The 23,422-nt window shown below is 54.6% G+C and carries 24 protein-coding genes; 14 read left to right on the top strand and 10 right to left on the bottom strand.

Annotated features, from left to right (window positions below; all coding sequences use genetic code 11):
• The first annotated feature begins 410 nt into the window (after positions 1–410).
• The 6 genes from cyoA (at position 411) to N1689_RS00650 (ending at position 6,668) form a co-directional block, all read left to right on the top strand.
• On the top strand, positions 411–1,337 hold the full coding sequence (gene cyoA / locus N1689_RS00675) for a cytochrome o ubiquinol oxidase subunit II (protein WP_150037820.1): 927 nt from the start codon (positions 411–413) through the stop codon (positions 1,335–1,337).
• A gap of 4 nt (positions 1,338–1,341) precedes the next feature.
• Positions 1,342–3,324, top strand: a complete 1,983-nt coding sequence (gene cyoB / locus N1689_RS00670) for a cytochrome o ubiquinol oxidase subunit I (protein ID WP_013356988.1) — start codon at positions 1,342–1,344, stop codon at positions 3,322–3,324.
• The gene (locus N1689_RS00665) at positions 3,324–3,941 is read left to right on the top strand and encodes a cytochrome o ubiquinol oxidase subunit III (RefSeq protein ID WP_009091720.1); all 618 of its coding nucleotides are present in this window, start codon (positions 3,324–3,326) and stop codon (positions 3,939–3,941) included. The genes cyoB and N1689_RS00665 overlap by 1 nt, the downstream gene beginning before the upstream one ends.
• Positions 3,941–4,270 carry a cytochrome o ubiquinol oxidase subunit IV gene (locus N1689_RS00660; protein ID WP_008924889.1) on the top strand — a complete coding sequence of 110 codons (330 nt, stop codon included), beginning with the start codon at positions 3,941–3,943 and terminating at the stop codon, positions 4,268–4,270. Before N1689_RS00665 ends, N1689_RS00660 begins: the two co-directional genes overlap by 1 nt.
• A 13-nt stretch (positions 4,271–4,283) precedes the next feature.
• Positions 4,284–5,171: a heme o synthase gene (cyoE, locus tag N1689_RS00655; RefSeq protein ID WP_010255394.1), complete on the top strand. Its 888-nt coding sequence runs from the start codon at positions 4,284–4,286 to the stop codon at positions 5,169–5,171.
• Between the two features lie 132 nt (positions 5,172–5,303).
• Positions 5,304–6,668 (top strand): MFS transporter, encoded by a 1,365-nt coding sequence (locus N1689_RS00650; RefSeq protein ID WP_253421213.1) that lies wholly within the window; start codon positions 5,304–5,306, stop codon positions 6,666–6,668.
• Positions 6,669–7,238: 570 nt separating this feature from the next.
• Here the strand turns inward: N1689_RS00650 and N1689_RS00645 are convergent.
• On the bottom strand, positions 7,239–7,730 hold the full coding sequence (locus N1689_RS00645) for a YajQ family cyclic di-GMP-binding protein (protein WP_003852530.1): 492 nt from the start codon (positions 7,728–7,730) through the stop codon (positions 7,239–7,241).
• 135 nt (positions 7,731–7,865) lie between these two features.
• Here N1689_RS00645 and panE point away from each other — a divergent pair, with 135 nt between their 5' ends.
• Positions 7,866–8,786, top strand: a complete 921-nt coding sequence (gene panE / locus N1689_RS00640) for a 2-dehydropantoate 2-reductase (protein WP_260057618.1) — start codon at positions 7,866–7,868, stop codon at positions 8,784–8,786.
• Positions 8,740–9,336, top strand: coding sequence for a protein deglycase YajL (yajL, locus tag N1689_RS00635; protein ID WP_161735249.1), 597 nt, complete (start codon positions 8,740–8,742; stop codon positions 9,334–9,336). Before panE ends, yajL begins: the two co-directional genes overlap by 47 nt.
• An 80-nt stretch (positions 9,337–9,416) precedes the next feature.
• Here the strand turns inward: yajL and thiI are convergent, their stop codons facing one another.
• Positions 9,417–10,865, bottom strand: coding sequence for a tRNA uracil 4-sulfurtransferase ThiI (gene thiI / locus N1689_RS00630; protein WP_260057617.1), 1,449 nt, complete (start codon positions 10,863–10,865; stop codon positions 9,417–9,419).
• A gap of 232 nt (positions 10,866–11,097) precedes the next feature.
• On the opposite strand from thiI, the gene xseB reads away from it, so the two are divergent.
• The 4 genes from xseB (at position 11,098) to N1689_RS00610 (ending at position 15,180) form a co-directional block, all read left to right on the top strand.
• The gene (gene xseB / locus N1689_RS00625; protein ID WP_161735253.1) at positions 11,098–11,340 is read left to right on the top strand and encodes an exodeoxyribonuclease VII small subunit; all 243 of its coding nucleotides are present in this window, start codon (positions 11,098–11,100) and stop codon (positions 11,338–11,340) included.
• Entirely contained in the window at positions 11,340–12,239 is a 900-nt protein-coding gene (gene ispA, locus N1689_RS00620) for a (2E,6E)-farnesyl diphosphate synthase (protein WP_161735255.1), read from the top strand. Before xseB ends, ispA begins: the two co-directional genes overlap by 1 nt.
• 19 nt (positions 12,240–12,258) lie before the next feature.
• Positions 12,259–14,124 (top strand): 1-deoxy-D-xylulose-5-phosphate synthase, encoded by a 1,866-nt coding sequence (dxs, locus tag N1689_RS00615; RefSeq protein ID WP_161735257.1) that lies wholly within the window; start codon positions 12,259–12,261, stop codon positions 14,122–14,124.
• A gap of 81 nt (positions 14,125–14,205) precedes the next feature.
• Positions 14,206–15,180 (top strand): aldo/keto reductase, encoded by a 975-nt coding sequence (locus tag N1689_RS00610; RefSeq protein ID WP_161735259.1) that lies wholly within the window; start codon positions 14,206–14,208, stop codon positions 15,178–15,180.
• Between the two features lie 59 nt (positions 15,181–15,239).
• Here N1689_RS00610 and pgpA read toward each other — a convergent pair whose 3' ends face one another.
• The 6 genes from pgpA to nrdR all read right to left on the bottom strand — a co-directional run bounded on the left by pgpA (position 15,240) and on the right by nrdR (position 19,310).
• The gene (pgpA, locus tag N1689_RS00605; protein ID WP_161735261.1) at positions 15,240–15,779 is read right to left on the bottom strand and encodes a phosphatidylglycerophosphatase A; all 540 of its coding nucleotides are present in this window, start codon (positions 15,777–15,779) and stop codon (positions 15,240–15,242) included.
• A complete protein-coding gene (gene thiL / locus N1689_RS00600) occupies positions 15,724–16,701 on the bottom strand; it encodes a thiamine-phosphate kinase (RefSeq protein ID WP_161735263.1) in 978 nt (325 codons plus the stop codon). The genes pgpA and thiL overlap by 56 nt, the downstream gene beginning before the upstream one ends.
• A gap of 55 nt (positions 16,702–16,756) precedes the next feature.
• Positions 16,757–17,176 carry a transcription antitermination factor NusB gene (gene nusB / locus N1689_RS00595; RefSeq protein ID WP_009091744.1) on the bottom strand — a complete coding sequence of 140 codons (420 nt, stop codon included), beginning with the start codon at positions 17,174–17,176 and terminating at the stop codon, positions 16,757–16,759.
• A gap of 19 nt (positions 17,177–17,195) precedes the next feature.
• The gene (gene ribE, locus N1689_RS00590; protein ID WP_161735265.1) at positions 17,196–17,666 is read right to left on the bottom strand and encodes a 6,7-dimethyl-8-ribityllumazine synthase; all 471 of its coding nucleotides are present in this window, start codon (positions 17,664–17,666) and stop codon (positions 17,196–17,198) included.
• 90 nt (positions 17,667–17,756) lie between these two features.
• Positions 17,757–18,857 (bottom strand): bifunctional diaminohydroxyphosphoribosylaminopyrimidine deaminase/5-amino-6-(5-phosphoribosylamino)uracil reductase RibD, encoded by a 1,101-nt coding sequence (gene ribD / locus N1689_RS00585; RefSeq protein ID WP_260057612.1) that lies wholly within the window; start codon positions 18,855–18,857, stop codon positions 17,757–17,759.
• A 3-nt stretch (positions 18,858–18,860) separates the two neighbouring features.
• The gene (gene nrdR / locus N1689_RS00580; protein WP_009091750.1) at positions 18,861–19,310 is read right to left on the bottom strand and encodes a transcriptional regulator NrdR; all 450 of its coding nucleotides are present in this window, start codon (positions 19,308–19,310) and stop codon (positions 18,861–18,863) included.
• Positions 19,311–19,496: 186 nt separating this feature from the next.
• On the opposite strand from nrdR, the gene lysM reads away from it, so the two are divergent.
• Positions 19,497–19,934, top strand: coding sequence for a peptidoglycan-binding protein LysM (gene lysM / locus N1689_RS00575; RefSeq protein ID WP_161735268.1), 438 nt, complete (start codon positions 19,497–19,499; stop codon positions 19,932–19,934).
• Positions 19,935–19,950: 16 nt separating this feature from the next.
• Positions 19,951–20,529, top strand: coding sequence for a DUF3251 domain-containing protein (locus N1689_RS00570; RefSeq protein ID WP_161735270.1), 579 nt, complete (start codon positions 19,951–19,953; stop codon positions 20,527–20,529).
• Positions 20,530–20,588: 59 nt separating this feature from the next.
• On the opposite strand, the gene secF is transcribed toward N1689_RS00570, so the two are convergent.
• Both secF and secD read right to left on the bottom strand, forming a co-directional pair.
• Positions 20,589–21,557, bottom strand: a complete 969-nt coding sequence (gene secF / locus N1689_RS00565; RefSeq protein WP_013356971.1) for a protein translocase subunit SecF — start codon at positions 21,555–21,557, stop codon at positions 20,589–20,591.
• Positions 21,558–21,567: 10 nt separating this feature from the next.
• Positions 21,568–23,415, bottom strand: coding sequence for a protein translocase subunit SecD (secD, locus tag N1689_RS00560; protein WP_222924435.1), 1,848 nt, complete (start codon positions 23,413–23,415; stop codon positions 21,568–21,570).
• Between the last annotated feature and the right edge of the window lie 7 nt (positions 23,416–23,422).

Below are 23,422 nucleotides of genomic sequence, written 5' to 3'. Positions count from 1 at the left end.
TTTTGACATCCGGATAAGTCGCCGTCATTTATCATCGCGTGTTATTTTTAAAAAATAAGAATAGATCCTGAGGAGGCGTAGCGGAAATACTAAAAACCGGTTAGCAATTACTTTAGTTAAATTTCATCGCGCAAATGATGCAGACTTGTTAAATATTTGGGAGTTAAAAGTAAGGGTTATTCCTTTCCCTGATTTTTTTACGGTTACTTCCATTGGTTTTTGTTATATTGATGCCAACTGCTTGTCTGCGTTAATTATTTGTCACCTGGCGCAACATCTGTGACACCCTTAGCAAAAGGTGTCAACACGTATCTGACACATCCTTAAGCTGGTTTACACTGCATAAACCTTCCCGTAAAATGCGCGCACACTTAAACGACAATAGAGCCCTTTGTCATTGAGGTCGTTAAATGAGACTCAGTAAATACAATAAAAGTTTGGGGATTTTGTCATTAATTGCAGGCACTTTATTAATGAGTGGCTGCGATAGTGCATTGTTAAATCCCAAAGGACAGATTGCACTGGAGCAACGTTCGCTGATACTGACTGCCTTTGGCCTGATGTTGATCGTCGTGATTCCCGCAGTCCTGATGGCCGTGGTGTTTGCCTGGAAGTATCGGGCGTCCAACACGAATGCGAAGTACAGCCCTAACTGGTCACACTCTAACAAAGTGGAAGCCGTGGTCTGGACCATTCCGATCCTGATCATTCTCTTCCTCAGCGTACTGACCTGGAAATCAACCCACGCACTGGAGCCCAGCAAACCGCTGCAATCTGATGTGAAACCGGTTGAGATCGATGTGGTTGCACTGGACTGGAAATGGTTGTTCATTTACCCGGAACAGGGTATTGCGACTGTGAACCAGATTGCCTTCCCGGCAAATACTCCGGTGAACTTCAAAATCACCTCTAACTCCGTCATGAACTCTTTCTTCATTCCAACGCTCGGCAGCCAGATTTATGCGATGGCGGGTATGCAGACCAAACTGCATCTGATTGCGAATGAGCCAGGCACGTTCGACGGTATCTCTGCGAACTTTAGTGGTCGTGGTTTCTCTGGCATGAAGTTTAAAGCCATTGCAACCAAAGACGATGCGGAATTCCAGCAGTGGGTGGCTAAAGTTAAAGCAGCCCCTAACACGCTGACCACCATGGAAGATTTCGAGAAAGTGGCTGTGCCAAGCGAAAATCATCCGGTGGAATATTTCTCTTCAGCTGATCCGAAACTGTTCATGCAAGTCATCGACAAGTTCAAGATGAGCCACGGGAAAATGGACATGCCACAGCATGAAGGTATGGACATGAGTCACGCCGCTTCCGCGGGAGCCGAGGAATAATACGATGTTAGGAAAATTAACACTTGATGCAGTGCCGTACCATGAGCCGATTATCATGGTTACGGTTGCCGCTATCCTGATAGGTGGTGCTGCGCTGGTCGCTGCGCTTACCTATTTTGGTAAGTGGAAATACCTGTGGTCTGAATGGCTGACGTCAGTTGACCACAAACGTCTGGGTATCATGTATATCATCATGGCGTTCGTCATGCTGATTCGTGGTTTCGCTGATGCCATTATGATGCGTACTCAGCAGGTGATGGCTTCGGCCGGTGAAGCGGGCATCCTGCCACCGCACCACTACGACCAGATCTTTACCGCGCACGGCGTGATTATGATCTTCTTCGTGGCGATGCCTTTCGTGGTTGGCCTGATGAACATCGCCGTTCCGTTGCAGATTGGTGCACGTGACGTTGCGTTCCCCTTCCTGAACAACCTGAGTTTCTGGTTTACCGCGGTCGGTGTGATCCTGGTTAACCTGTCTCTGGGTGTGGGCGAGTTCGCACAGACCGGCTGGCTGGCTTATCCGCCGCTTTCCGGCGCGGAGTATAGTCCCGGCGTCGGGGTCGATTACTGGATCTGGAGCCTTCAGCTTTCAGGTATTGGTACGACCTTGACCGGTATTAACTTCTTTGTGACCATTCTGAAGATGCGCGCACCGGGCATGAGCCTGTTCAAAATGCCGGTATTTACCTGGACTGCGCTGTGCACCAACGTCCTGATCATCGCTGCGTTCCCGGTTCTGACCGTGACCCTGGCGCTGTTGACCCTTGATCGTTATCTCGGCTTCCATTTCTTCACCAATGAAATGGGCGGCAACATGATGATGTATGTCAACCTGATCTGGGTCTGGGGCCATCCGGAAGTGTATATCCTGGTACTGCCGGTGTTTGGTGTGTTCGCAGAAATTACCGCGACCTTCTCCAAAAAACGTCTGTTTGGTTATACCTCACTGGTGTGGGCGACCATCGCCATTACCGTGCTGTCGTTCATCGTCTGGTTGCACCACTTCTTCACCATGGGTGCGGGTGCCAACGTTAACGCCTTCTTCGGTATTATGACGATGATCATCGCGATTCCGACCGGGGTTAAAATCTTTAACTGGCTGTTCACCATGTATCAGGGCCGCATTCAGATGCACTCTGCCATGCTGTGGACCGTTGGCTTCCTGGTAACCTTCTCTGTAGGGGGTATGACCGGCGTACTGCTGGCCGTTCCGGGCGCTGACTTCATTCTGCACAACAGCCTGTTCCTGATTGCACACTTCCACAACGTAATCATCGGTGGTGTAGTCTTCGGTTGTATGGCGGGCGTGACCTACTGGTTCCCGAAAGCATTCGGCTTCACCCTGAACGAAACCTGGGGTAAGCGCGCATTCTGGTTCTGGATCATTGGCTTCTTCGTTGCCTTTATGCCGCTGTACGCACTGGGCTTCATGGGTATGACCCGTCGTCTGAGCCAGGATATCGATCCACAGTTCCATCCTCTGCTGGTGGTTGCTGCGGTTGGTGCGGGTCTGATTGCGCTGGGTATCCTGTGTCAGCTGACCATGTTCTACGTCTCGGTACGTGACCGCGACCAGAACCGTGATGTGACAGGTGACCCGTGGGGCGGTCGTACGCTGGAGTGGGCAACCTCTTCACCACCACCCTTCTATAACTTTGCTGTGATCCCACATGTCCACGAGCGTGATGCGTTCTGGGAAATGAAAGAGAAAGGCGAAGCGTATAAGCAGCCGGCATCGTATGAAGAGATTCATATGCCGAAAAACAGTGGTGCGGCAATCGTCATCTGTGCATTCGCTACTGTGATGGGCTTTGCGCTGATCTGGCATATCTGGTGGATGGCGGGTCTTTCATTCCTCGGCATGATCGTTACCTGGATCGTGAAGAGCTTCGACGAAGACGTGGATTACTACGTTCCGGTTGCCGAAGTTCAGAAGATTGAGAACCAGCACTTTGACGAAATCAGCAAAGCAGGTCTGAAATAATGTCAACTGAAACTCTGATTAAACATCACCACGACGCCCATGCGGAGCATGGGCATCACGATGCAGGAGCCAATAAAGTCTTTGGCTTCTGGATCTACCTGATGAGTGACTGCATTATCTTCGCAACCCTGTTTGCGACCTATGCCGTCATGGTCAACAACACTGCCGGTGGCCCGGCAGGTAAAGATATCTTTGAGCTGCCGTTTGTTCTGGTAGAAACCGCCCTGCTGCTGTTGAGTTCGATCACTTACGGCATGGCTGTTATCTCCATGAACAAGGAGCAAAAAGGTGCCGTTATCGGCTGGCTGGCGCTGACCTTCCTGTTCGGTCTGGGCTTCATCGGGATGGAAATCTATGAATTCCATCACCTGATTGCTGAAGGCTTTGGTCCGGATCGCAGTGGCTTCCTGTCTGGCTTCTTTACGCTGGTCGGTACCCACGGTCTGCACGTGACCTCCGGTCTGATCTGGATGCTGGTCCTGATGTTCCAGATTTCCAAACGTGGCCTGAACGCGACTAACCGTACCCGTATCATGTGTCTGAGCCTGTTCTGGCACTTCCTGGACGTGGTCTGGATTTGCGTCTTCACCGTTGTTTACCTGATGGGAGCCATGTAATGAGTCATTCTGTTAACGAACATGGCGCTTCACACGGTAGCGTGAAGTCCTACATGATCGGCTTCATCCTCTCTATCATTCTGACGGCGATCCCGTTCTGGATGGTAATGGATGGCAGTGCATCTCACGGTACTATCCTCGGTGTTGTTCTGGTGTGTGCGGTCATTCAGGTGCTGGTTCACCTGGTGTACTTCCTGCACTTAGACAGCAAATCTGAGGGTGGCTGGAACATGGTAGCCATTGTTTTCTCGGCCATCATCATCCTGATTGTCGTAGTAGGCTCACTGTGGATCATGTGGAACCTCAACTACAACATGATGCCTCACTAAAGAGTCACGCGTAATGTTTAAGCAATACCTGCAAGTTACAAAACCAGGAATTATTTTCGGGAATTTAATTTCTGTGATCGGCGGATTCCTGTTGGCCTCCAAAGGCAACACGGATTACGCCCTGTTTCTCATCACCCTGGTGGGCGTGTCACTGGTGGTTGCATCGGGTTGTGTTTTCAACAACGTGATTGACCGCGACATCGACATCAAGATGGAGAGAACCAGGAATCGGGTGCTGGTAAAAGGCCTTATCTCCGCGAAAGTAAGCCTGGTTTATGCCACTGTGCTGGGTATTGCTGGCTTTGCGTTGCTCTACTTCGGTGCTAATCCGCTGGCCATGTGGCTGGCGGTGATGGGCTTCGTGGTGTACGTGGGCATCTACAGCCTGTACATGAAGCGTAATTCCGTTTACGGAACGCTGATTGGCAGTCTGTCAGGTGCTGCGCCGCCAGTTATCGGCTACTGCGCGGTCTCTAACCAGTTTGATGCTGGCGCGTTGATCCTGCTGGCGATCTTTAGCCTGTGGCAGATGCCGCATTCGTACGCGATTGCTATCTTCCGCTTTAAAGATTACCAGGCAGCGAACATCCCGGTTCTGCCGGTGGTGAAAGGCATTTCCGTCGCGAAGAATCATATTACGCTCTATATCCTGGCGTTTATGATTGCCACGCTGATGCTGACGCTGGGCGGTTACGCAGGCTACAAATATCTGGTGGTGGCCGCTGCGGTCAGCGTCTGGTGGCTGGGCATGGCATTATCGGGTTATAAAACCGCAGATGACCGTGTCTGGGCGCGTAAGCTGTTTGTCTTCTCTATCGTGACCATCACCGCACTGAGCGTGATGATGTCAGTAGATTCGATGGCTCCGGCTTCGAAGGACCTGCTGACCTACGTCTGGTAACCGGCACCGATACAGCATGAAAAGGGCGCGATTTTCGCGCCCTTTCTTTTTGTTACCACTGCTTAAAAACTATTGTTTTACCCGCCCTGCCCCGCCCCCTAGAATAAAAGCAGCACATTAACAGAGGTTGGAATGAACGATAATAAAATGACTCCGGTGGAGCTGCGCGCCACATGGGGCCTCGGTACGGTCTTTTCCCTGCGAATGCTTGGAATGTTTATGGTCCTGCCGGTACTGACCACTTATGGCATGGCATTACAGGGCGCGAGTGAAACCTTAATTGGTCTGGCGATTGGCATCTATGGCCTTGCCCAGGCAATATTTCAGATTCCTTTTGGTCTGCTCTCTGATCGCATCGGCCGCAAGCCGTTGATCGTTGGCGGACTGCTGTTGTTTGTTCTGGGCAGCGTTATCGCAGCCTGCACCGACTCCATCTGGGGCATTATACTGGGCCGCGCATTACAGGGCTCGGGCGCGATTGCCGCTGCCGTGATGGCACTGTTATCCGATTTAACCCGCGAGCAGAACCGCACCAAAGCGATGGCGTTTATCGGCATCAGTTTTGGTGTGACCTTCGCGATTGCGATGGTGGTCGGTCCGGTTGTGACTCATGCATTGGGTCTGCATGCGTTGTTCTGGATGATTGCGATCCTGGCATCGCTGGGCATCGTGATTACCCTGCTGGTAGTGCCATCTGCCTCCAATCATGTCCTGAACCGTGAATCGGGCATGGTGAAAGGCAGCTTCCGCAAAGTGATGGCTAACCCGCGTCTGGTGAAACTCAATATTGGTATTTTCTGCCTGCACGTCCTGCTGATGTCGAGCTTTGTTGCGTTGCCAGGGCAGTTTGAACAGGCCGGTTTCCCGGCACCCGAACACTGGAAAGTCTATCTCTCCACCATGCTGATCGCTTTTGCTGGCGTAGTCCCCTTCATCATTTATGCCGAAGTGAAGCGCCGCATGAAGCGTGTCTTTGTCGGCTGTGTCGGAATGATTGTGATTGCGGAGATCGTGCTCTGGGGTGCAGAGGGCCACTTCTGGACGCTGGTGGTGGGTGTTCAGCTCTTCTTCTTCGCCTTCAACCTGATGGAAGCGATTCTGCCTTCGCTGATCAGTAAAGAGTCGCCTGCAGGATACAAAGGTACGGCGATGGGGATTTATTCTACCAGCCAGTTCCTGGGTGTGGCCGTTGGCGGCAGCATGGGTGGCTGGGTGTTTGGTCATTTCGATGCACAGACCGTATTCCTGGTGGGCGCGATGGTGGCCGCAGCCTGGCTGTTTGTCAGCATGACGATGCAGGAGCCGCCTTATGTCAGCAGCCTGCGCATCGTGCTGAGTGATGCTGCACTGGCTGTGCCGAATCTGGAGCAGCGTCTGAAGGCTCAGAAAGGCGTTAATTCCGTGTTTATCGTGCCGGAAGAGAAGAGCGCGTATATCAAAATTGATAGTAAGGTCACCAGCCGGCCTGAGCTGGAAGCGCTGCTGGGGAGTTGCTAGCTTTAAAAAGTTTAGTGATAACGTCAGCTCGTTTCGCTTCAGGATCGAGCTGGCTCAGGGAACACGTTCAGATCGGAAAGACGCAAAAGCCGCCATCCGTGGCATGCTCGGCCCGCGCCGTCCTGGCGCGGGACGCTTTCCTCCTCTGCCCGTGTTCCCTGCGGCCCTTTAGCTTTTGCGTTGCTGCCAGGTTCAGCCGCATTTAAATTTCTGAGTAAATATCACCCAGCACAATCCTTCTTACAGACCACTAATCAGCTTAAAGCGATGGGAGCCTGTGCCTGTAGCAAAGCATCGCGGGCCAGGGATGGCCCGCGCTGAGCCAGCCATGGATGGCGCTTTTGCGTCTTTGCGAAAGGCACAGGCTTCCTGAGCCTGAACGCGATGTTCCAGACGACATCCATCTCACAAAGCGATATAAGCAAGGTGCGAGCACATAAATATCTCAGACTAAGTTTTTCAAATTCAGATAGTTAGAAGCGCGCACGCGCACGCGGTAGATAACAAAAAACCCGGCCTGAGCCGGGTTTTTTATCACTGCATTCAGGCCAAAAAAACAGCCTCCCCCACTTAATCGCGGAAGTTCTTAAACTGGAACGGCTGGCCCAGATTGCTGCCGCGCACGATCGCCATCGCACCCTGCAAATCGTCACGCGCTTTACCGGTCACACGCAACGCTTCACCCTGAATCTGGGTCTGCACCTTCAGCTTGCTGTCTTTGATCAGCTTCACCAGCTTCTTCGCCACGTCGCTTTCAATGCCTTTCTTCAGTTTGGCATCGACCGCCCAGCTCTTGCCGCTGTGCTCAATCTCTTCCGGCACCTCTAAAGCACCGCCTTCAATCCCACGCTTCAGCAACTTCTCTCGCAAAATATCGACCAGTTGCTTAACCTGAAAATCGGACTCGCTGGTGATTTTGATGGTTTCATTCTTTTCGTTGAGCTCAAACTCGGCGCTCACGTTGCGGAAATCGAAGCGGGTAGACACTTCACGGTTGGCATTCTCCACCGCATTGCGAATTTCCTGCAGATCGACTTCTGAAACGATATCGAAAGATGGCATCTCTTCTTCTCCTGACGCTAAAGTGACATGCATAATACGCGTCTTAAGGTGCTAAATAAAATCAGGCTGCACACAACGCTATAATGTAGGTGTGACAGTAAATAACAGATGGCTAGCCCGCCAGCGGGAGGCAGCATGAAAATTACCGTGTTAGGTTGCGGTGCATTGGGTCAGGTCTGGCTGACAGCGCTTGCCCGCCAGGGACATGAAGTACAGGGATGGCTGCGCGTGCCGCAGCCTTACTGCTCAGCCAATGTGATTGATCCACAGGGCAACATTTCGAATCGCACATTTATCGCCAACGATCCGCTGTTTCTGGCGGAAAGTCAGCTGCTGCTGGTCACACTCAAAGCGCCACAGGTCTCACCCGCCGTGAAGAATCTGGAAAGTGTGCTGCCAGAAAACTGCCCGGTGCTGCTGCTGCACAACGGTATGGGCACGCTGGAGGAACTGAAAGGGCTGACTCAGCCACTCCTGCGTGGCGTCACCACGCATGCGGCGATGCGTGATGGCACCGTCATCAAGCACATCGCCAGTGGCATCACCCACATTGGTCCCGGTAACCGCAAAAGTGCCGCTTACAGTGATCTCGCCGATATACTGCACCCTGCCCTGCCCGACGTTGCCTGGCATGACAATATCCGGGCGGCCTGCTGGCGCAAACTGGCCGTCAACTGTGTCATTAACCCGCTCAGCGTGGAGTATGAGTGCCAGAACGGGGCATTGCGCGCGTATCCGGAGCAGATCGCGCAGCTGTGCGAAGAGATCAGCTGGGTCATGGAGCGTGAAGGCCAGAACGTGGCCAGTGACAGTTTGCAGGACATCATCTTCGACGTGATCGAAACCACTGCGGCCAACACCTCTTCCATGCTGCAGGACGTTCGCGCCCAGCGGCTCACCGAAATCGACTATATCAGCGGCTTTCTGCTACGCCGCGCCCGGACGCACGGCCTGGTGCTCACGGAGAATACCCGTCTGTATGACATTGTAAAACGCAAGGAGTCCCATTATGACCGCGAACGCATCGGTGCTGGTTTGCCTGGCACATGGCAGTGAAGAAACAGAAGCTGTCACCACCATCGACCTGCTGGTTCGGGCCGGGCTGAAGGTTGTTACCGCCAGCGTCGAAAGCGATGGCAGCCGTGAGATTGTCTGCTCGCGCGGTGTTCGTCTGCTGACTGATGTCACGCTGGTTGAAGTCGCCGACAATGATTTCGCCGCCATTGTGCTGCCCGGTGGCCTTAAAGGGGCTGAGACCTTCCGTGACAGTCCGCTGTTAGTCGAAACGGTGCGTCAGTTTCACCTCAATGAGAAGATTGTCGCGGCAATATGCGCAGCCTCAGGCACGGTTTTGATCCCTCACGATCTCTTTCCGGTCGGCAATATGACAGGCTTTCCTGGTCTGAAAGAGACAATTCCGGAGGAAAAGTGGATGGAGCGGCGTGTCGTCTGGGATCCGCGCGTCAATCTGCTGACCAGCCAGGGGCCAGGTACCGCAATGGATTTTGCGCTGAAGTTAATCGATCTGCTGGTGGGAAAAGAGATGGCGCGTGAGGTAGCTGCACAGCTGGTGCTGGCTCCCGGCATTTATGACTATCAGGCGTAAAGACTCAGTCTTAGATAGAAAGGCTTAAAACGAGAAAGCCAGTCAGACCTGAACAGGCACTGACTGGCTCAACATGGTGACTACGGGCGGTAAACTTTAACGTTCTTAAAACCCTGCTCATGCAGATAAAGCGCCTGCAGACGGCTCATCACACCGCGATCGCAGTAAAGCAGCCAGGTCCGGTTCTGATCGAGATCGCCAAACTGCGTGCTGAGTTTATAGAATGGGAGTGATTTCACTTCTGTAGCGTTCAGCGTCAGTGGCTTCTCTTCCTGCTCATCAATAGAGCGGATATCCAGCACGACGTCGTTGTCACTCAGAAGCGCGACGGTCTCAACTTCAACCACCTCCTCTTCTGTCTGCTCAGCAATAGTACGGATATCGACATTGGTCGCTTCTTCCACCACCCGATCCAGAATCGCAAAGTCGAAATTCTGCTCTTCCGCTTCAATCTTCGCCTTCACCGCCTTCACCGTTGGGCTTTTTGAGATCACACCACAATATTCCGGCATCGTGCTGGCGAAATCTTCGGTGCCGATCTCCCGGGCAACTCTGATGATGTGCTCTTTGTCATGAGAAATCAGCGGACGCAGAATCAACGTATCGGATGCGTTATCAATCAGTCGCAGGTTGGTCAGCGTCTGGCTCGACACCTGCCCCACCGCTTCACCCGTGACCAGCGCCTGCACGCCGTAGCGTTCAGCAATCGTCGAAGCAGCGCGCACCATCATGCGCTTCAGCACCACGCCCATCTGGCCGTCATCCACTTTTTCGAGGATCTCACCGACGACCGGCTCAAAATTGATCGCCACGAAGCGCACGCGGTGTGAACGACCAAAACGATTCCACAGATAGTGCGCAACCTGACGCACGCCAATCTCATGCGCGGCACCGCCAAGGTTAAAGAAGCAGTAATGCACGCGACTGCCACGACGCAGCAGCATATAACTGGATACGCCGGAATCGAAACCGCCGGAAATCAGCGACAGCACATCTTCCTGCGTGCCGATTGGGAAACCACCCAGACCTTCGTAACGTGCAGTCACCAGTGTCAGGCGATTCTCTTCAACTTCAAGGTTCACCGTCACGTCAGGGTTTTTAAGCTGCACGCGGGCGCTTTCAATATGCTGATTCAGGCCGCCGCCCACATAGCGCTCTACATCCTGTGAACTGAAGCTATGCTTACCGCGACGTTTCACACGTACGCAGAAGCTCTTGCCTTCAAGAGTGTCGCGATACTGCGTTAACGTCTGCTCAAAGATGTGATGTATATCGGTGTACTCACGATCTTCAACCGCTAAAACGTGATGGATACCGGGAATGCGGGAAAGCTCATCGGGAATAATGTCAGCCAGCGCCGCATTTTTTGACCGCACTTCAATGTGATCCCAGAAGCGCACAACGGCGATGTCGTCGCTGACGGTTTTCAGGACGTTGCGGATATTGCTGGCAAGAATCTTGATAAAGCGCAAACGCACCGACGGACTCTTGATGGTGATTTCAGGAAATAACTTGATGATAAACTTCATGGCGATACAGCTTCGTTGGGCAAATAAGTGCTAAAACAGGCGGCACTTAGCTGGTAAAATCACAAAATTGCGGGCTGCAAGGCGCAACCGCATCCGAGGCGCGGGAGTATATCACCTTTGTCAGGTGACTGCTTCTTCATCAGCCGCCGCATTGATTATTTTGCTAATCATAGGGTCTCAGCTACCATGACCGATTGCGAGATAATGTCCCAACCGTGAGTCGACACGAAATATGCCGAAAAAAGCCGAACAGCCAGCCAGCTTTGAAACGTCATTGCAGCAGCTGGAGCAGATTGTCAGCCGTCTGGAAAGTGGTGAACTGCCGCTGGAAGAAGCCCTGAACGAATTTGAACGCGGCGTGCAGCTGGCGCGGAATGGCCAGCAGACGCTGCAGCAGGCTGAACAGCGGGTCCGCATTCTGCTGAACGATGATAAAGATGCCGACCTCACTGCTTTCATGCCGGAAAACGACTAATGGATTTTGCCCGCTTACTCGACGCCTATCAGCAGCAGGTCAACGCCGCGCTGACGCGTTTTATAGAGCCACTTCCTTTTCAGAGTTCTCCTCTGGTGAATGCCATGCATTATGGGGCATTATTAGGCGGTAAACGTCTGCGTCCTTTTCTGGTCTACGCGACCGGCGAAATGCTCCACGCCAATCCGGCGAGTCTGGATGCCCCTGCCGCCGCAGTTGAATGCATTCATGCGTACTCTCTGATTCATGACGATCTCCCTGCGATGGACGATGATGCATTGCGTCGCGGGCAGCCAACCTGTCACATTAAATATGGCGAAGACACTGCGATTCTGGCGGGTGACGCCCTGCAGACGCTGGCTTTCTCCATTCTGGCCGATGAAGCAATGCCCGGTGTCAGCGCCGAATACCGTCTGCTGATGCTCTCCGAACTGGCAAAAGCCAGCGGCGTAGCCGGGATGTGTGGCGGGCAGGCACTGGATTTAGCGGCGGAAGGCAAATCCGTCGATCTTGATCAGCTGGAACAGATCCATCGCCATAAAACTGGCGCGCTGATCCGCTCAGCGGTGCGCTTAGGCGCATTAACGGCAGGCGATGCGGGCCGCGAAGCGCTGCCGCTGCTCGACCGCTATGCAGAGGCGATTGGTCTCGCATTTCAGGTGCAGGACGACATTCTGGATGTGATCGGTGACACAGCGGTGATCGGAAAACGCCAGGGTGCCGATCAGGATCTGGGGAAAAGCACCTATCCTTCACTGTTAGGCCTTGAAAATGCTCGTGCCAAGGCGCGGGATTTGTATCAGGAAGCTCTTGATGCTTTAGAATTGCTCGCTGCGCACTCCTATAACACCACAGCACTGCAGGCGCTGGCGAGCTTCATAATTGAACGCGACAAATAACTTCCATAATGAGTCTCTGATGAGTTTTGATATTGCTAAATACCCGACACTGGCGCTGGCAGACACCGTTCAGGCGCTACGCGCCCTGCCGAAAGAGAAGTTGCCTGCGCTGTGTGATGAACTGCGTCAGTATCTGTTAGACAGTGTGAGCCGCTCCAGCGGCCATTTTGCATCGGGTCTGGGCGTGGTTGAACTGACGGTCGCGCTGCATTATGTCTATAACACCCCGTTTGACCATCTGGTCTGGGATGTAGGTCATCAGGCTTATCCGCATAAAATTCTGACGGGTCGCCGCGATCGCATCGGCACTATCCGTCAGAAAAACGGCGTACACCCGTTTCCGTGGCGCGGTGAAAGTGAATATGACGTCCTGAGCGTCGGTCACTCGTCGACCTCAATCAGTGCCGGTCTGGGCATGGCCGCTGCGGCAGAACGTGAAGGTCAGGGCCGTCGTACCGCCTGTATTATTGGCGATGGTGCGATTACCGCAGGCATGGCGTTTGAAGCGATGAACCATGCTGGTGATATTAAGCCGGACATGCTGGTCATCCTCAATGACAACGAGATGTCGATCTCCGAAAACGTCGGCGCGCTGAATAATCGCCTGGCGCAGATCCTGTCGGGTAAAACATACGCACGACTGCGCGAAGGCAGTAAACGGGTGCTGACAAATCTGCCGCCAATCAAAGAGCTGGTCAAACGCACCGAAGAGCATCTCAAAGGCATGGTCGTGCCGGGCACGCTCTTTGAAGAGCTGGGCTTTAACTACATCGGCCCGGTTGATGGTCACGATGTGCTGACGCTGGTCAATACGCTGAGCAACATGCGCAGCCTGAAAGGGCCGCAGTTCCTGCATATCATGACGAAGAAAGGTAAAGGCTACGCCCCGGCAGAGGAAGATCCGATTGCCTGGCATGCCGTTCCTAAATTTGACCCGGCGATTGGCGAACTGCCGAAAAGCGCAGAAGGTCTGCCGAGCTACTCTAAAATCTTCGGCAACTGGCTGTGTGAAATGGCCGCCGACGATCCGAAGCTGATGGCGATTACGCCAGCGATGCGTGAAGGCTCCGGCATGGTGGCCTTCTCACGTGAATTCCCGAAGCAATATTTTGACGTGGCGATCGCCGAGCAGCATGCGGTGACTTTCGCGGCCGGTATGGCGATTGGCGGCTATAAACCCATTGTGGCCATCTACTCGACCTTCCTGCAACGCGCCTACGATCAGCTGATCCACGACGTCGCTATCCAGAAATTGCCGGTCCTGTTTGCTATCGATCGCGGTGGTATTGTTGGCGCGGATGGTCAGACTCACCAGGGCGCGTTTGATCTCGCCTATCTCCGCTGCGTGCCGGATATGGTGATCATGACGCCGAGCGATGAGAATGAGTGTCGACAGATGCTTTACACCGGCTATCACCATCAGGCTGGCCCAAGTGCAGTGCGCTATCCGCGCGGCACCGGTATCGGCACGCCGCTGGCTCCGCTGCAGAGTCTGCCGCTGGGTAAAGCAGTCGTGAAACGTCAGGGTGAAAAGCTGGCGATTCTGAACTTCGGTACTCTGCTGCCAGAAGCAGCCGCCACGGCGGAAGTGCTGAATGCAACTTTGGTTGATATGCGCTTTGTGAAGCCGCTGGATGAGGCGCTGATCGCCGAGCTCGCTAAAACCCACGACTCGCTGATTACGCTGGAAGAAGGCGCAATCAAAGGCGGTGCGGGCAGCGGCGTAAATGAGTTTGTGATGGCGAAACGGCTGGCCGTTCCGGTACTGAACATTGGCCTGCCCGATGAGTTCATCCCGCAGGGCACGCAGGATGAAGTGCGTCATGACTATCTGCTGGACGCCGAAGGCATTCAGCAACAGATCGCCCGCTGGCTGGCGCAGTAACTTCTCCTCTCTGCGCTCCCCCCTGGGGAGCGCAACATCCTGCTATGCTGTAACCTTTGCACTTTCGCAGGAGCCTCCACCATGAAAACGATTCAACTGGGTACTACCGATCTGCAGGTGTCGCGTCTCTGTCTTGGCTGTATGACCTATGGCGAGCCAACGCGCGGTAATCATGCCTGGACGCTGCCTGAAGCAAGCAGCCGTCCGCTGATCCAGCAGGCGCTGAACGCGGGCATCAACTTCTTTGATACCGCCAACAGCTACTCCGATGGCAGCAGTGAAGAGATCCTGGGCCGGGCGCTGAAAGATTTCGCCCACCGTGAAGAGATCGTGGTCGCCACCAAAGTCTATTTTCCGCTGACCAATCTCTCACAGGGACTCTCGCGCAAAAATATTCTGCAATCGATTGATGACAGCCTGCAGCGTCTTGGCATGGAGTATGTGGACCTGCTGCAGATTCACCGCTGGGATTATGACACGCCGCTGGAAGAGACGCTGGAAGCGCTGCATGAGGTAGTGCAGTCTGGCAAAGCCCGTTATATCGGTGCCTCGTCAATGCACGCCAGCCAGTTTGCTCAGGCGTTGCAGATGCAGTCGGAACAGGGCTGGCATCGCTTTGTCAGCATGCAGGATCAGTACAACCTGATTCAGCGCGAAGAGGAGCGTGAAATGCATCCGCTCTGCCTGAAAGAACAGATCGCCGTGCTGCCCTGGAGTCCGCTGGCGCGCGGTAAGCTGACCCGCCCGTGGGGGGAAAACACCGCGCGTTCCGCCTCCGACCAGGTGATGGCGAAGCTCTATGACAATACCGAAGCGAATGATGCCGTGATTGCAGAGCGGCTGGCACAGGTAGCGGAAAGCAAAGGCGTGACGCGGGCGCAGGTGGCGCTGGCCTGGCTTCTGAGCAAGCCTGCCGTTACGGCACCGATTATTGGTGCATCGCGCGCAGAGCAGTTTGAGGATCTGGTGAAGGCAGTGGATGTCACGCTGAGTGACGAAGAGATTACCCTGCTGGAAGAGGTCTATCAGCCGCATCAGGCGGTGGGATTTGAATAAAACCAGAACGTGACGCCCTGCCCGGGCGTCACCTCTTATCATGCGTTTAGCATCGACGTTTAACCCGCCAGCCAGACCCCAAAGCCATAGAGCATCGCCGCAGAAATCACGCCAGCAATAATGTCATCCACCATAATGCCCATGCCGCCATGTACATTGCGGTCAAACCAGCGAATCGGCCAGGGTTTCCACATATCAAGAATACGGAACACGACAAAGCCGCCCAGTACCCATTGCCAGTTGTTAACCGGAATCGCCATCAGCGTAATCCACATGCCGATGAACTCATCCCAGACAATACTGCCGTGATCGTGTACGCCCATATCTTTGGCGGTGCGATGGCAGAGATAGACACCGACGCAGATACCAACCAGCACAACCAGCGAATAGAGATCCTGCGGCAGAAAGGTCATCAGCCACCAGAATGGAATGGCCGCCAGCGATCCCATGGTACCAGGCACGACCGGGCTTAATCCGCTGCCGAAACCGGTGGCCAGCAGATGCCAGGGATTGCTCATCCGCAGGCGGCTCTTCGCCACGTCGTTATTTAGTATCAAAGTGATCAAACCCTTTATGATGGAACGTGGCGGGCTTGCCATTATCCAGCAGCGTTAAGCCTTCTGATTCCGGTGCTATCTGTCCGATGCAGGTATAAGGCACGCCCAGATGCCCCAGCGCCACATCAAGCGCACCGCGATTCACTTCCGGCACGGTGAAGCAGAGTTCGTAATCTTCTCCGCCACTCAGCGCCCAGCGCAATACCTGCTCAGGGTCGAAATGGTCACGCAGCGCCGCCGACAGCGGCAACGCATCCAGGTTAAGCCTTGCACCACAGCCGCTGGCTTTCAGCACGTGGCCGAGATCGGAAATCAGGCCATCGGAAAGGTCCACGGCTGAAGAGGCCAGCGAACGCAGTGCCTGGCCCTGCAGAATGCGTGGCATTGGGCGCAGATGCCGTTTAATCAACGCTTCATGCACCGCTGGATCGCTGATGCGACAGTGATGCTGTAACAGCGCCAGACCCGCCGCGCTGTCACCCAGCGTGCCGGTCACGTAGATCCAGTCGCCCGGCTTCGCACCGGAGCGTTTCAGGGCGCGGCCCTGCGGCACCAGACCGTGAATCGCCAGCGTCAGGCTCAGCGGGCCACGGGTCGTGTCGCCACCCACCAGCTGCATGTCGTAATATTCCAGCAGTTCAAACAGGCTTTCGCTAAAGGCGGAGAGCCAGCTCTCATCGACCTGCGGCAGCGTTAAGGCCAGCGTCAGCCACGCGGGATCGGCACCCATGGCAGCAAGGTCGCTAAGATTCACAGCCAGCGCTTTGTAGCCCAGATCGGCAGGATGGATATCCCGTAAGAAGTGCACACCCGCGACCAGGGTATCGGTGCTGATCGCCAGCGTCTGTTTTTCCGGCACGCTAAGTAACGCACAATCGTCACCGATGCCGAGTTCGACATCACGGCGGCTGCGTGTTCTGCGGTTGAAGTAGCGTGCGATGAGTTCAAATTCACCACAAGACATAATTGCGTTCCGCTTAACTCTTCATGAAAAAAGGCCGGCAAGCCGGCCTTTTTGTTTATTTGCGATGGGGTCGAATTTGTGGACCGGCTTTATCCAGCACGCCGTTGACAAATTTATGACTGTCTTCGGCACCGAAGACTTTCGCCAGCTCAATGCCTTCGTTGATGGCCACTTTATAGGGCACATCATCACGTTTGCTCAGCTCATACAGCGAGATGCGCAGGATAGCTTTTTCTACCTGGCCCAGCTCTTCGAGCTGACGCGACAGATAAGGCTTCATCAATCCATCCAGATACGCACTGTTGGTCGCCACACCGGACAGCAGTTCGCGGAAGTAGGTAATGTCGACGTCTTTGACGTCCTGTTCCGCCAGAAACTGGTATTCCACATCGGCAATGTCGTTATTCGACAACTGCCAGGAGTAAAGCGCCTGAACAGCGCACTCACGGGCGCGACGACGAGCAGCAGGTTTCACAAAATTCCCCTTACAAAAATCAGGCTTTAATGGCTTTCAATACGTTAATCATTTCGAGCGCAGTCAGCGCCGCTTCAGCACCTTTATTACCCGCTTTGGTGCCGGCACGCTCAATGGCCTGCTCGATGCTTTCAGTGGTCAGCACGCCGAACGCGACAGGAATGTCGCTGTTCATGGCAACGCTGGCGATACCGGAGCTGGCTTCACCCGCCACATATTCGAAGTGCGCAGTGCCACCACGAATAACGGTGCCGAGTGCGATAATCGCATCATATTTGCCGGTGTTTGCCAGGGCACGGGCTGCCAGCGGCAGTTCGTAGGCACCCGGCACCCAGACTACGGTGATATTGTCATCTTTGACCTGGCCGATACGTTTCAGGGCATCAACTGCGCCATCCAGCAGGCTGTCATTAATGAAGTTGTTAAAACGCGCGATGACGATGGCAACATTGGCCTCAGGCGTTGCAACAGCAGCTTCGATAACTTTCATACTTATCCTTTCAGGGGTTTGGTTGGCCCCGCGCAGGGGGGCGGATTCTATCATACTCTTAGGCGGCGTGCTCTCGCTTTTCCGGGCATGCTATTGCGGTGTCAGGGTCAGACGTAAATCGTCACCGACCTGCCGGACATCGCTGAAACGGAACGCAGGCGCGTCAGCCAGCTGGCTGAGCCCCGGCAGCTGACACAAGCCGCGTCCTTCATGGCCTAATAGCTTAGGTGCCAGATAAACGATCAGTTCATCCACCAGCCCGGCCTGTAACAGGGCACCAGCCAGCGTGGCACCCGCTTCAACCCAGACGCTGTTAATCTGTCGCTGTCCCAGCAGCATCATCATCGCCACCCGATCCAGGTGCTGTTCGCGCAGCGGAACGGCGATTTGCGTCACGCTGGCGGGCCAGTGCTGCTGATCCGGCTGATGACGCATCAGCCAGGTTTCGCCCGGCTGGGAGATGAGCCGATGCTGCGGCGTCACGCGATTCTGGCTGTCGATAATCACACGTACCGGCTGACGCAGTTGCTGTTCATCAACCAGAGCCTGGCTGTCGGTATTGAGTTCAGACCAGCGCACTGTCAGAGAGGGATCGTCCGCCAGCACCGTGGCGCTGCTGCTGAGAATGGCGGCGCTTTGCGCCCGCAGACGCTGCACATCACGGCGTGCAGCCTCAGAGGTGATCCACTGACTTTCGCCACTGGCCATGGCCGTGCGGCCATCCAGCGATGTGCCCAGCTTAAGCTGAATCCAGGGAAAGCCGGTGCGCATGCGCTTGAGGAAGCCGCGATTCAGTGCTTCTGCTTCCTGCATCATCAGACCATGGCTGACGTCAATGCCCGCCTGATGCAGACGGTGCAGTCCGCGCCCCGCGACCTGCGGATTCGGGTCCTGCATAGCGGCGACGACACGGGTTACACCTGCGGCGATCAGCGCATCACAGCAGGGCGGCGTGCGGCCATGATGGCTGCACGGCTCCAGCGTGACATAGGCAGTTGCGCCACGCGCTTTCTCGCCAGCCATGCGCAGCGCGTAGACCTCAGCATGGGGTTCACCGGCACGCTGATGCCAGCCCTCACCCACGACTTCGCCATCGCGCACAATCACACAGCCGACATTCGGGTTCGGCATGGTCGTAAAACGGCCGCGTCGCGCCAGTTCCAGCGCACGCGCCATGTAGCGTTCGTCCATACTTTAATCCTGTAACCGGGCGATCTCTTCGCCAAAATCGCGAATATCTTCAAAGCTGCGGTAAACCGAGGCGAAGCGAATATAGGCGACTTTATCGAGCTTCTTAAGCTCATCCATCACCAGATTGCCAATCAGCTTACTGGGGATCTCACGTTCGCCAGTGGCGCGCAGCTGCGTTTTAATATGGTTTACGGCGCTTTCCACCGCGTCAGCGCTGACCGGACGCTTCTCAAGCGCTTTCATCATCCCGCTGGCCATTTTGTCTTCATTGAAAGGCTCGCGTACATCATTGCTTTTCACCACGCGGGGCATCACCAGTTCCGCCACCTCAAAGGTGGTGAAGCGTTCATGACACATCAGACACTGGCGACGGCGTCGCACCGAGGAGCCTTCACTAACCAGACGAGAATCAATCACTTTGGTGTCGACAGCGGAGCAGAATGGGCAATGCATGACGTTTCCTGACGCGAGAGTGATGGGCCACACAGTGTAGCGCGAACTGTGAATCAACAAAATCTCTTCCGTGTCTTTCGTGGGCTTCTCATCGCAGGATAAACGATGCTAAATTTCGTCTGCGGCAAAAGGGACTACGCTTTAAGAGCGGCAATTAAAATTTTCCACTAACACATTGGAGGTTGTATGGGTCTGTTTAACTTTGTGAAAGAAGCCGGTGAAAAACTCTGGGACGCCGTACATGGCGGTGAAGACCAGAATAAAAAGCTACAGGATCACATCAACAAGCTCGGCTTGCCAGACAGCGACAAGGTGGACGTAAAAGTTAATGGTGATACCGTCACCGTGACCGGCGATGGCCTTTCTCAGGAACTGAAAGAGAAGATTCTGATCGCGGCAGGTAATGTGGCAGGCATCACGAAAGTGGAAGACAAGGTCACCGTGACAGACAGCGCGGCCGAGTCAGAGCTTTATACCGTAAAAAAAGGCGACACGCTGAGCGCTATTTCTAAACAGGTTTATGGCAACGCTAACGAATATAACAAGATTTTCGAAGCGAATAAGCCAATGCTCACCCATCCTGATAAGATCTATCCTGGCCAGGTTTTACGTATTCCAAAATAACGGACAAGGATCACTTATGAGCAGGATGGTTTGGGTTCCGGTGGCGTTCTCACTGGTGGCGCTGAGCGGCTGCAGTAGCAGTGCAGGTAACCCGCAGGTCAGAGAGCTGCACCAGGAAGTGAGTCAGCTCAATCAGCAGATGCAGCATCTGACCACACAGGCCAGCGCGCTGGAGATTCAGGGGCAGCTTAACAGCCAGTTGCAGCAAGGTGCCTGGCTGGTGCCACAGGCGAACACGCCAGTGGCGTTGCAGACTCAGCTCGGCACGCTGAGACTGACGCTCTCCCCTGTCACTGCAGAAGCCAGCGGCTCGCGGGCAACCCTGACCGTACGCTCAATGGACGATCGGCCTTTGCCCGCCCTGCATGCGACGGTGATCTGGGGTGAACTCGACCCGGCGACCGGTAAACCGCTGAGCAGTGACAGTCTGACTCAGACGGTCGCGGTGCCTGCCTCGCTGCTGCCGCAGCATTCGGCGACGATCCCGTTGCGTCTCAGTGGCCTGACCCCGGAGCAACTGGGTTATGTCCGCGTGCATAACGTGTCCGCTGCCACCCCGTCCCAGACCTCCCCTGCGGCACCTGCTAACCCTTAACCGTGGTGCAAAAAAAACGGGCAGCCAAAAGGCTGCCCGTTTTTATTACTGACGCGCGATTAAGGCAGGATAGAAGGCTGATCGGCGCCCTCTTTCTCGACTTTCTGCACCATCATATGTTCACGCTTCATGCCCAGCTTCAGCGCCAGCGCCGAAGAGACATAAATGGATGAGATCGTACCAATCGTCACACCAATCAGCATGGTCAGTGAGAAGCCTTTCAGCAGCGCACCACCAAATATGAAGAGGATGAGGATCATCGCCAGCGTCGTCAGTGAGGTAATCAGGGTACGGCTTAACGTCTGGGTCAGTGATACGTTCGTAATATCGTAAGAACTGCCGCGACGGATCTTGCGGAAGTTTTCGCGAATACGGTCAGAGACCACGATTTTATCGTTAAGCGAGTAGCCAATTACCGACATCAGCGAGGCAACAATCGTCAGGTCGATTTCAATGCGGAACAGCGCCAGCAGGCCGCAGGTGATGATCACGTCATGCGCCAGCGCCAGCACGGTGCCCAGTGCCAGACGCCACTCAAAGCGGAAACCGATATAGATCAGAATCGCAATCAGCGCCGATAGCAGGGCCATCGCACCCGCCTGCGCCAGGTCGCTGCCCACACTCGGCCCCACGAACTCAATGCGCTTAACGGTGGCGTTTTGCTGCGTAGTCTGGTTGATCACCGACACCACTTTATTGCCTAACTCGGTACCTGCCGGGCCGGTAACCGGTGCCATACGCACCATGACGTCACGGCTGCTGCCAAAGTTCTGCACCAGCGGCTCGTCAAAGCCCGCTTTCACCAGTTCGCTACGCAGCGTGTCCAGATCGGCGGGTTTCTCCAGCGCGATCTCAATCACCGTACCCCCGGTGAAATCAAGGCCCCAGTTAAAACCACGCACGCCCACGATCGCAATCGCGGCCACAATCAGCAGTCCCGAAATGATGAAGGCCAGCTTATCCCAGCGCATAAAGTCGACGACTTTACGCCCGTGGTTTAACTGCTCAATGTTATATTCCTGTGCCACAACGCACTCCTCAGATAGACAGCTTGTTGATGCGTTTGCCACCGTAAACCAGGTTAACAATGGCACGGGTACCGATAATCGCGGTGAACATTGAGGTCGCGATACCAATTGCGGTGGTAATCGCAAAGCCTTTGATCGAACCGGTGCCGACCGCGTAAAGAATGATAACTTTGATCAGGGTGGTCACGTTCGCATCGACAATACTGGAGAAGGCGCCTTTGTAGCCTTCATGAATTGCCTGCTGAACCGAGCGCCCGTTTCGCAGCTCTTCTTTAATACGTTCGTTAATCAGTACGTTGGCATCAACTGCCACCGCCAGCGTTAACACGATACCGGCAATACCGGGCATGGTCAGGGTCGCGCCAGGCAGCAGGGACATGATGCCGACAATCAGCACCAGGTTAACCAGCAGCGCACTCGTCGCAATCAGACCAAACTTTTTATAGAACACCACCATAAAGAGGATCGAGGCGAGCAGACCCCACAGGCAGGCTTCCAGACCCTGAGTAATGTTCTGCTGACCCATGGTCGGCCCGATAGTACGCTCTTCCACAATCTGGATGGGCGCAATCAACGCACCGGCACGCAGCAGCAGCGACAGCTGACGCGCTTCGTTCGGGTTATTGATACCGGTGATGCGGAAGCTGTTCCCCAGGCGAGACTGGATATTAGCGACGTTAATCACCTCTTCCTGTTTCACCAGAACTGAACGACCGTTGGCATCTTTTTTACCGCTGTCCTTGTACTCCACAAACAGGGTCGCCATCGGCTTGCCGATGTTGTCCTTAGTGAAGTTGGACATGATGTTACCGCCTGCGCCATCCAGTGAAATGTTCACCTGTGGCTGGTTGTACTCATCCATGCTGGAGGTTGAGTCGGTGATATGGTCACCGGTCAGAATTACCCGCTTGTAGAGCACGACCGGCTGGCCATCGCGCATATCTTTCACTTCAGAGTCACCCGGTACACGCCCACTGGCCGCCGCAGTAGGATCCACGCTGGTGTTAACCAGACGGAATTCCAGCGTCGCGGTGGCACCCAGAATCTCTTTGGCGCGCGCCGTATCCTGAATACCCGGTAGCTCAACCACAATACGATCGGAACCCTGACGCTGAACCAGTGGTTCAGCTACGCCCAGCTGGTTTACACGGTTACGCAGAATCGTAATGTTCTGCTGAACCGCATATTCACGCGCTTCGCTGAGACGGGCATCGCTCATGGTGGCACGCAGCGCATCACTGCCGCTGCTGTTGATCACCAGATCCTGATGACGGGAACTCAGCCAGGAGATCGCCGCATCACGACTGGCAGCGTCACGGAAACGAATTTCCACGCCGTAGTTCGCGATTTTATTGACGTTGGTGTAGGGGATATTTTTAGTGCGCAGGTCGCTACGCAGCGTGTCAGCATTCTGCTCCTGCAGCTTACTGAGCGCGGTGTCCATGTCCACTTCCATCAGGAAGTGCACACCACCACGCAAATCGAGACCGAGTTTCATCGGCTCTGCTGACAGCATCGTCAGCCAGCGCGGCGTGGCGGGCGCAAGGTTCAGCGCGACAACGTAGTTTTCACCCAGCGCTTTCATGATCGCTTCACGGGCGCGTAACTGCACATCCGTATTATTGAAGCGCGCGGTAATCGCACCATTTTCCAGCGCAACAGATTTGCTCTGGATATTGTCTTGTTTCAATACGGACTGAATTTGATCCAACGTCTGCTCACTGGCGGCGCTTCCGCGCGCACCAGTGATTTGAACGGCCGGATCCTCACCATACAGGTTGGGAAGCGCATAGAGCAGGCCGACGAGAATCACGACGACCAGCATTACGTACTTCCACAAAGGATAACGATTTAACACGGCAGTT

Source organism: Pantoea sp. XY16, assembly GCF_025153065.1.
In the GTDB taxonomy this organism is placed as follows: domain Bacteria; phylum Pseudomonadota; class Gammaproteobacteria; order Enterobacterales; family Enterobacteriaceae; genus Pantoea; species Pantoea alfalfae.
Note: the sequence above shows the minus strand (reverse complement) of the source record. Positions and strands in the feature narration are given on the sequence as shown.

Bases quoted from the DNA above. Each gene is read 5' to 3' on its own strand.
- cyoA (WP_150037820.1), top strand. From the start codon at position 411: ATGAGACTCAGTAAATACAATAAAAGTTTGGGGATTTTGTCATTAATT.
- cyoB (WP_013356988.1), top strand. From the start codon at position 1,342: ATGTTAGGAAAATTAACACTTGATGCAGTGCCGTACCATGAGCCGATT.
- N1689_RS00665 (WP_009091720.1), top strand. From the start codon at position 3,324: ATGTCAACTGAAACTCTGATTAAACATCACCACGACGCCCATGCGGAG.
- N1689_RS00660 (WP_008924889.1), top strand. From the start codon at position 3,941: ATGAGTCATTCTGTTAACGAACATGGCGCTTCACACGGTAGCGTGAAG.
- cyoE (WP_010255394.1), top strand. From the start codon at position 4,284: ATGTTTAAGCAATACCTGCAAGTTACAAAACCAGGAATTATTTTCGGG.
- N1689_RS00650 (WP_253421213.1), top strand. From the start codon at position 5,304: ATGAACGATAATAAAATGACTCCGGTGGAGCTGCGCGCCACATGGGGC.
- N1689_RS00645 (WP_003852530.1), bottom strand. From the start codon at position 7,730: ATGCCATCTTTCGATATCGTTTCAGAAGTCGATCTGCAGGAAATTCGC.
- panE (WP_260057618.1), top strand. From the start codon at position 7,866: ATGAAAATTACCGTGTTAGGTTGCGGTGCATTGGGTCAGGTCTGGCTG.
- yajL (WP_161735249.1), top strand. From the start codon at position 8,740: ATGACCGCGAACGCATCGGTGCTGGTTTGCCTGGCACATGGCAGTGAA.
- thiI (WP_260057617.1), bottom strand. From the start codon at position 10,865: ATGAAGTTTATCATCAAGTTATTTCCTGAAATCACCATCAAGAGTCCG.
- xseB (WP_161735253.1), top strand. From the start codon at position 11,098: ATGCCGAAAAAAGCCGAACAGCCAGCCAGCTTTGAAACGTCATTGCAG.
- ispA (WP_161735255.1), top strand. From the start codon at position 11,340: ATGGATTTTGCCCGCTTACTCGACGCCTATCAGCAGCAGGTCAACGCC.
- dxs (WP_161735257.1), top strand. From the start codon at position 12,259: ATGAGTTTTGATATTGCTAAATACCCGACACTGGCGCTGGCAGACACC.
- N1689_RS00610 (WP_161735259.1), top strand. From the start codon at position 14,206: ATGAAAACGATTCAACTGGGTACTACCGATCTGCAGGTGTCGCGTCTC.
- pgpA (WP_161735261.1), bottom strand. From the start codon at position 15,779: ATGGCAAGCCCGCCACGTTCCATCATAAAGGGTTTGATCACTTTGATA.
- thiL (WP_161735263.1), bottom strand. From the start codon at position 16,701: ATGTCTTGTGGTGAATTTGAACTCATCGCACGCTACTTCAACCGCAGA.
- ribE (WP_161735265.1), bottom strand. From the start codon at position 17,666: ATGAAAGTTATCGAAGCTGCTGTTGCAACGCCTGAGGCCAATGTTGCC.
- ribD (WP_260057612.1), bottom strand. From the start codon at position 18,857: ATGGACGAACGCTACATGGCGCGTGCGCTGGAACTGGCGCGACGCGGC.
- nrdR (WP_009091750.1), bottom strand. From the start codon at position 19,310: ATGCATTGCCCATTCTGCTCCGCTGTCGACACCAAAGTGATTGATTCT.
- lysM (WP_161735268.1), top strand. From the start codon at position 19,497: ATGGGTCTGTTTAACTTTGTGAAAGAAGCCGGTGAAAAACTCTGGGAC.
- N1689_RS00570 (WP_161735270.1), top strand. From the start codon at position 19,951: ATGAGCAGGATGGTTTGGGTTCCGGTGGCGTTCTCACTGGTGGCGCTG.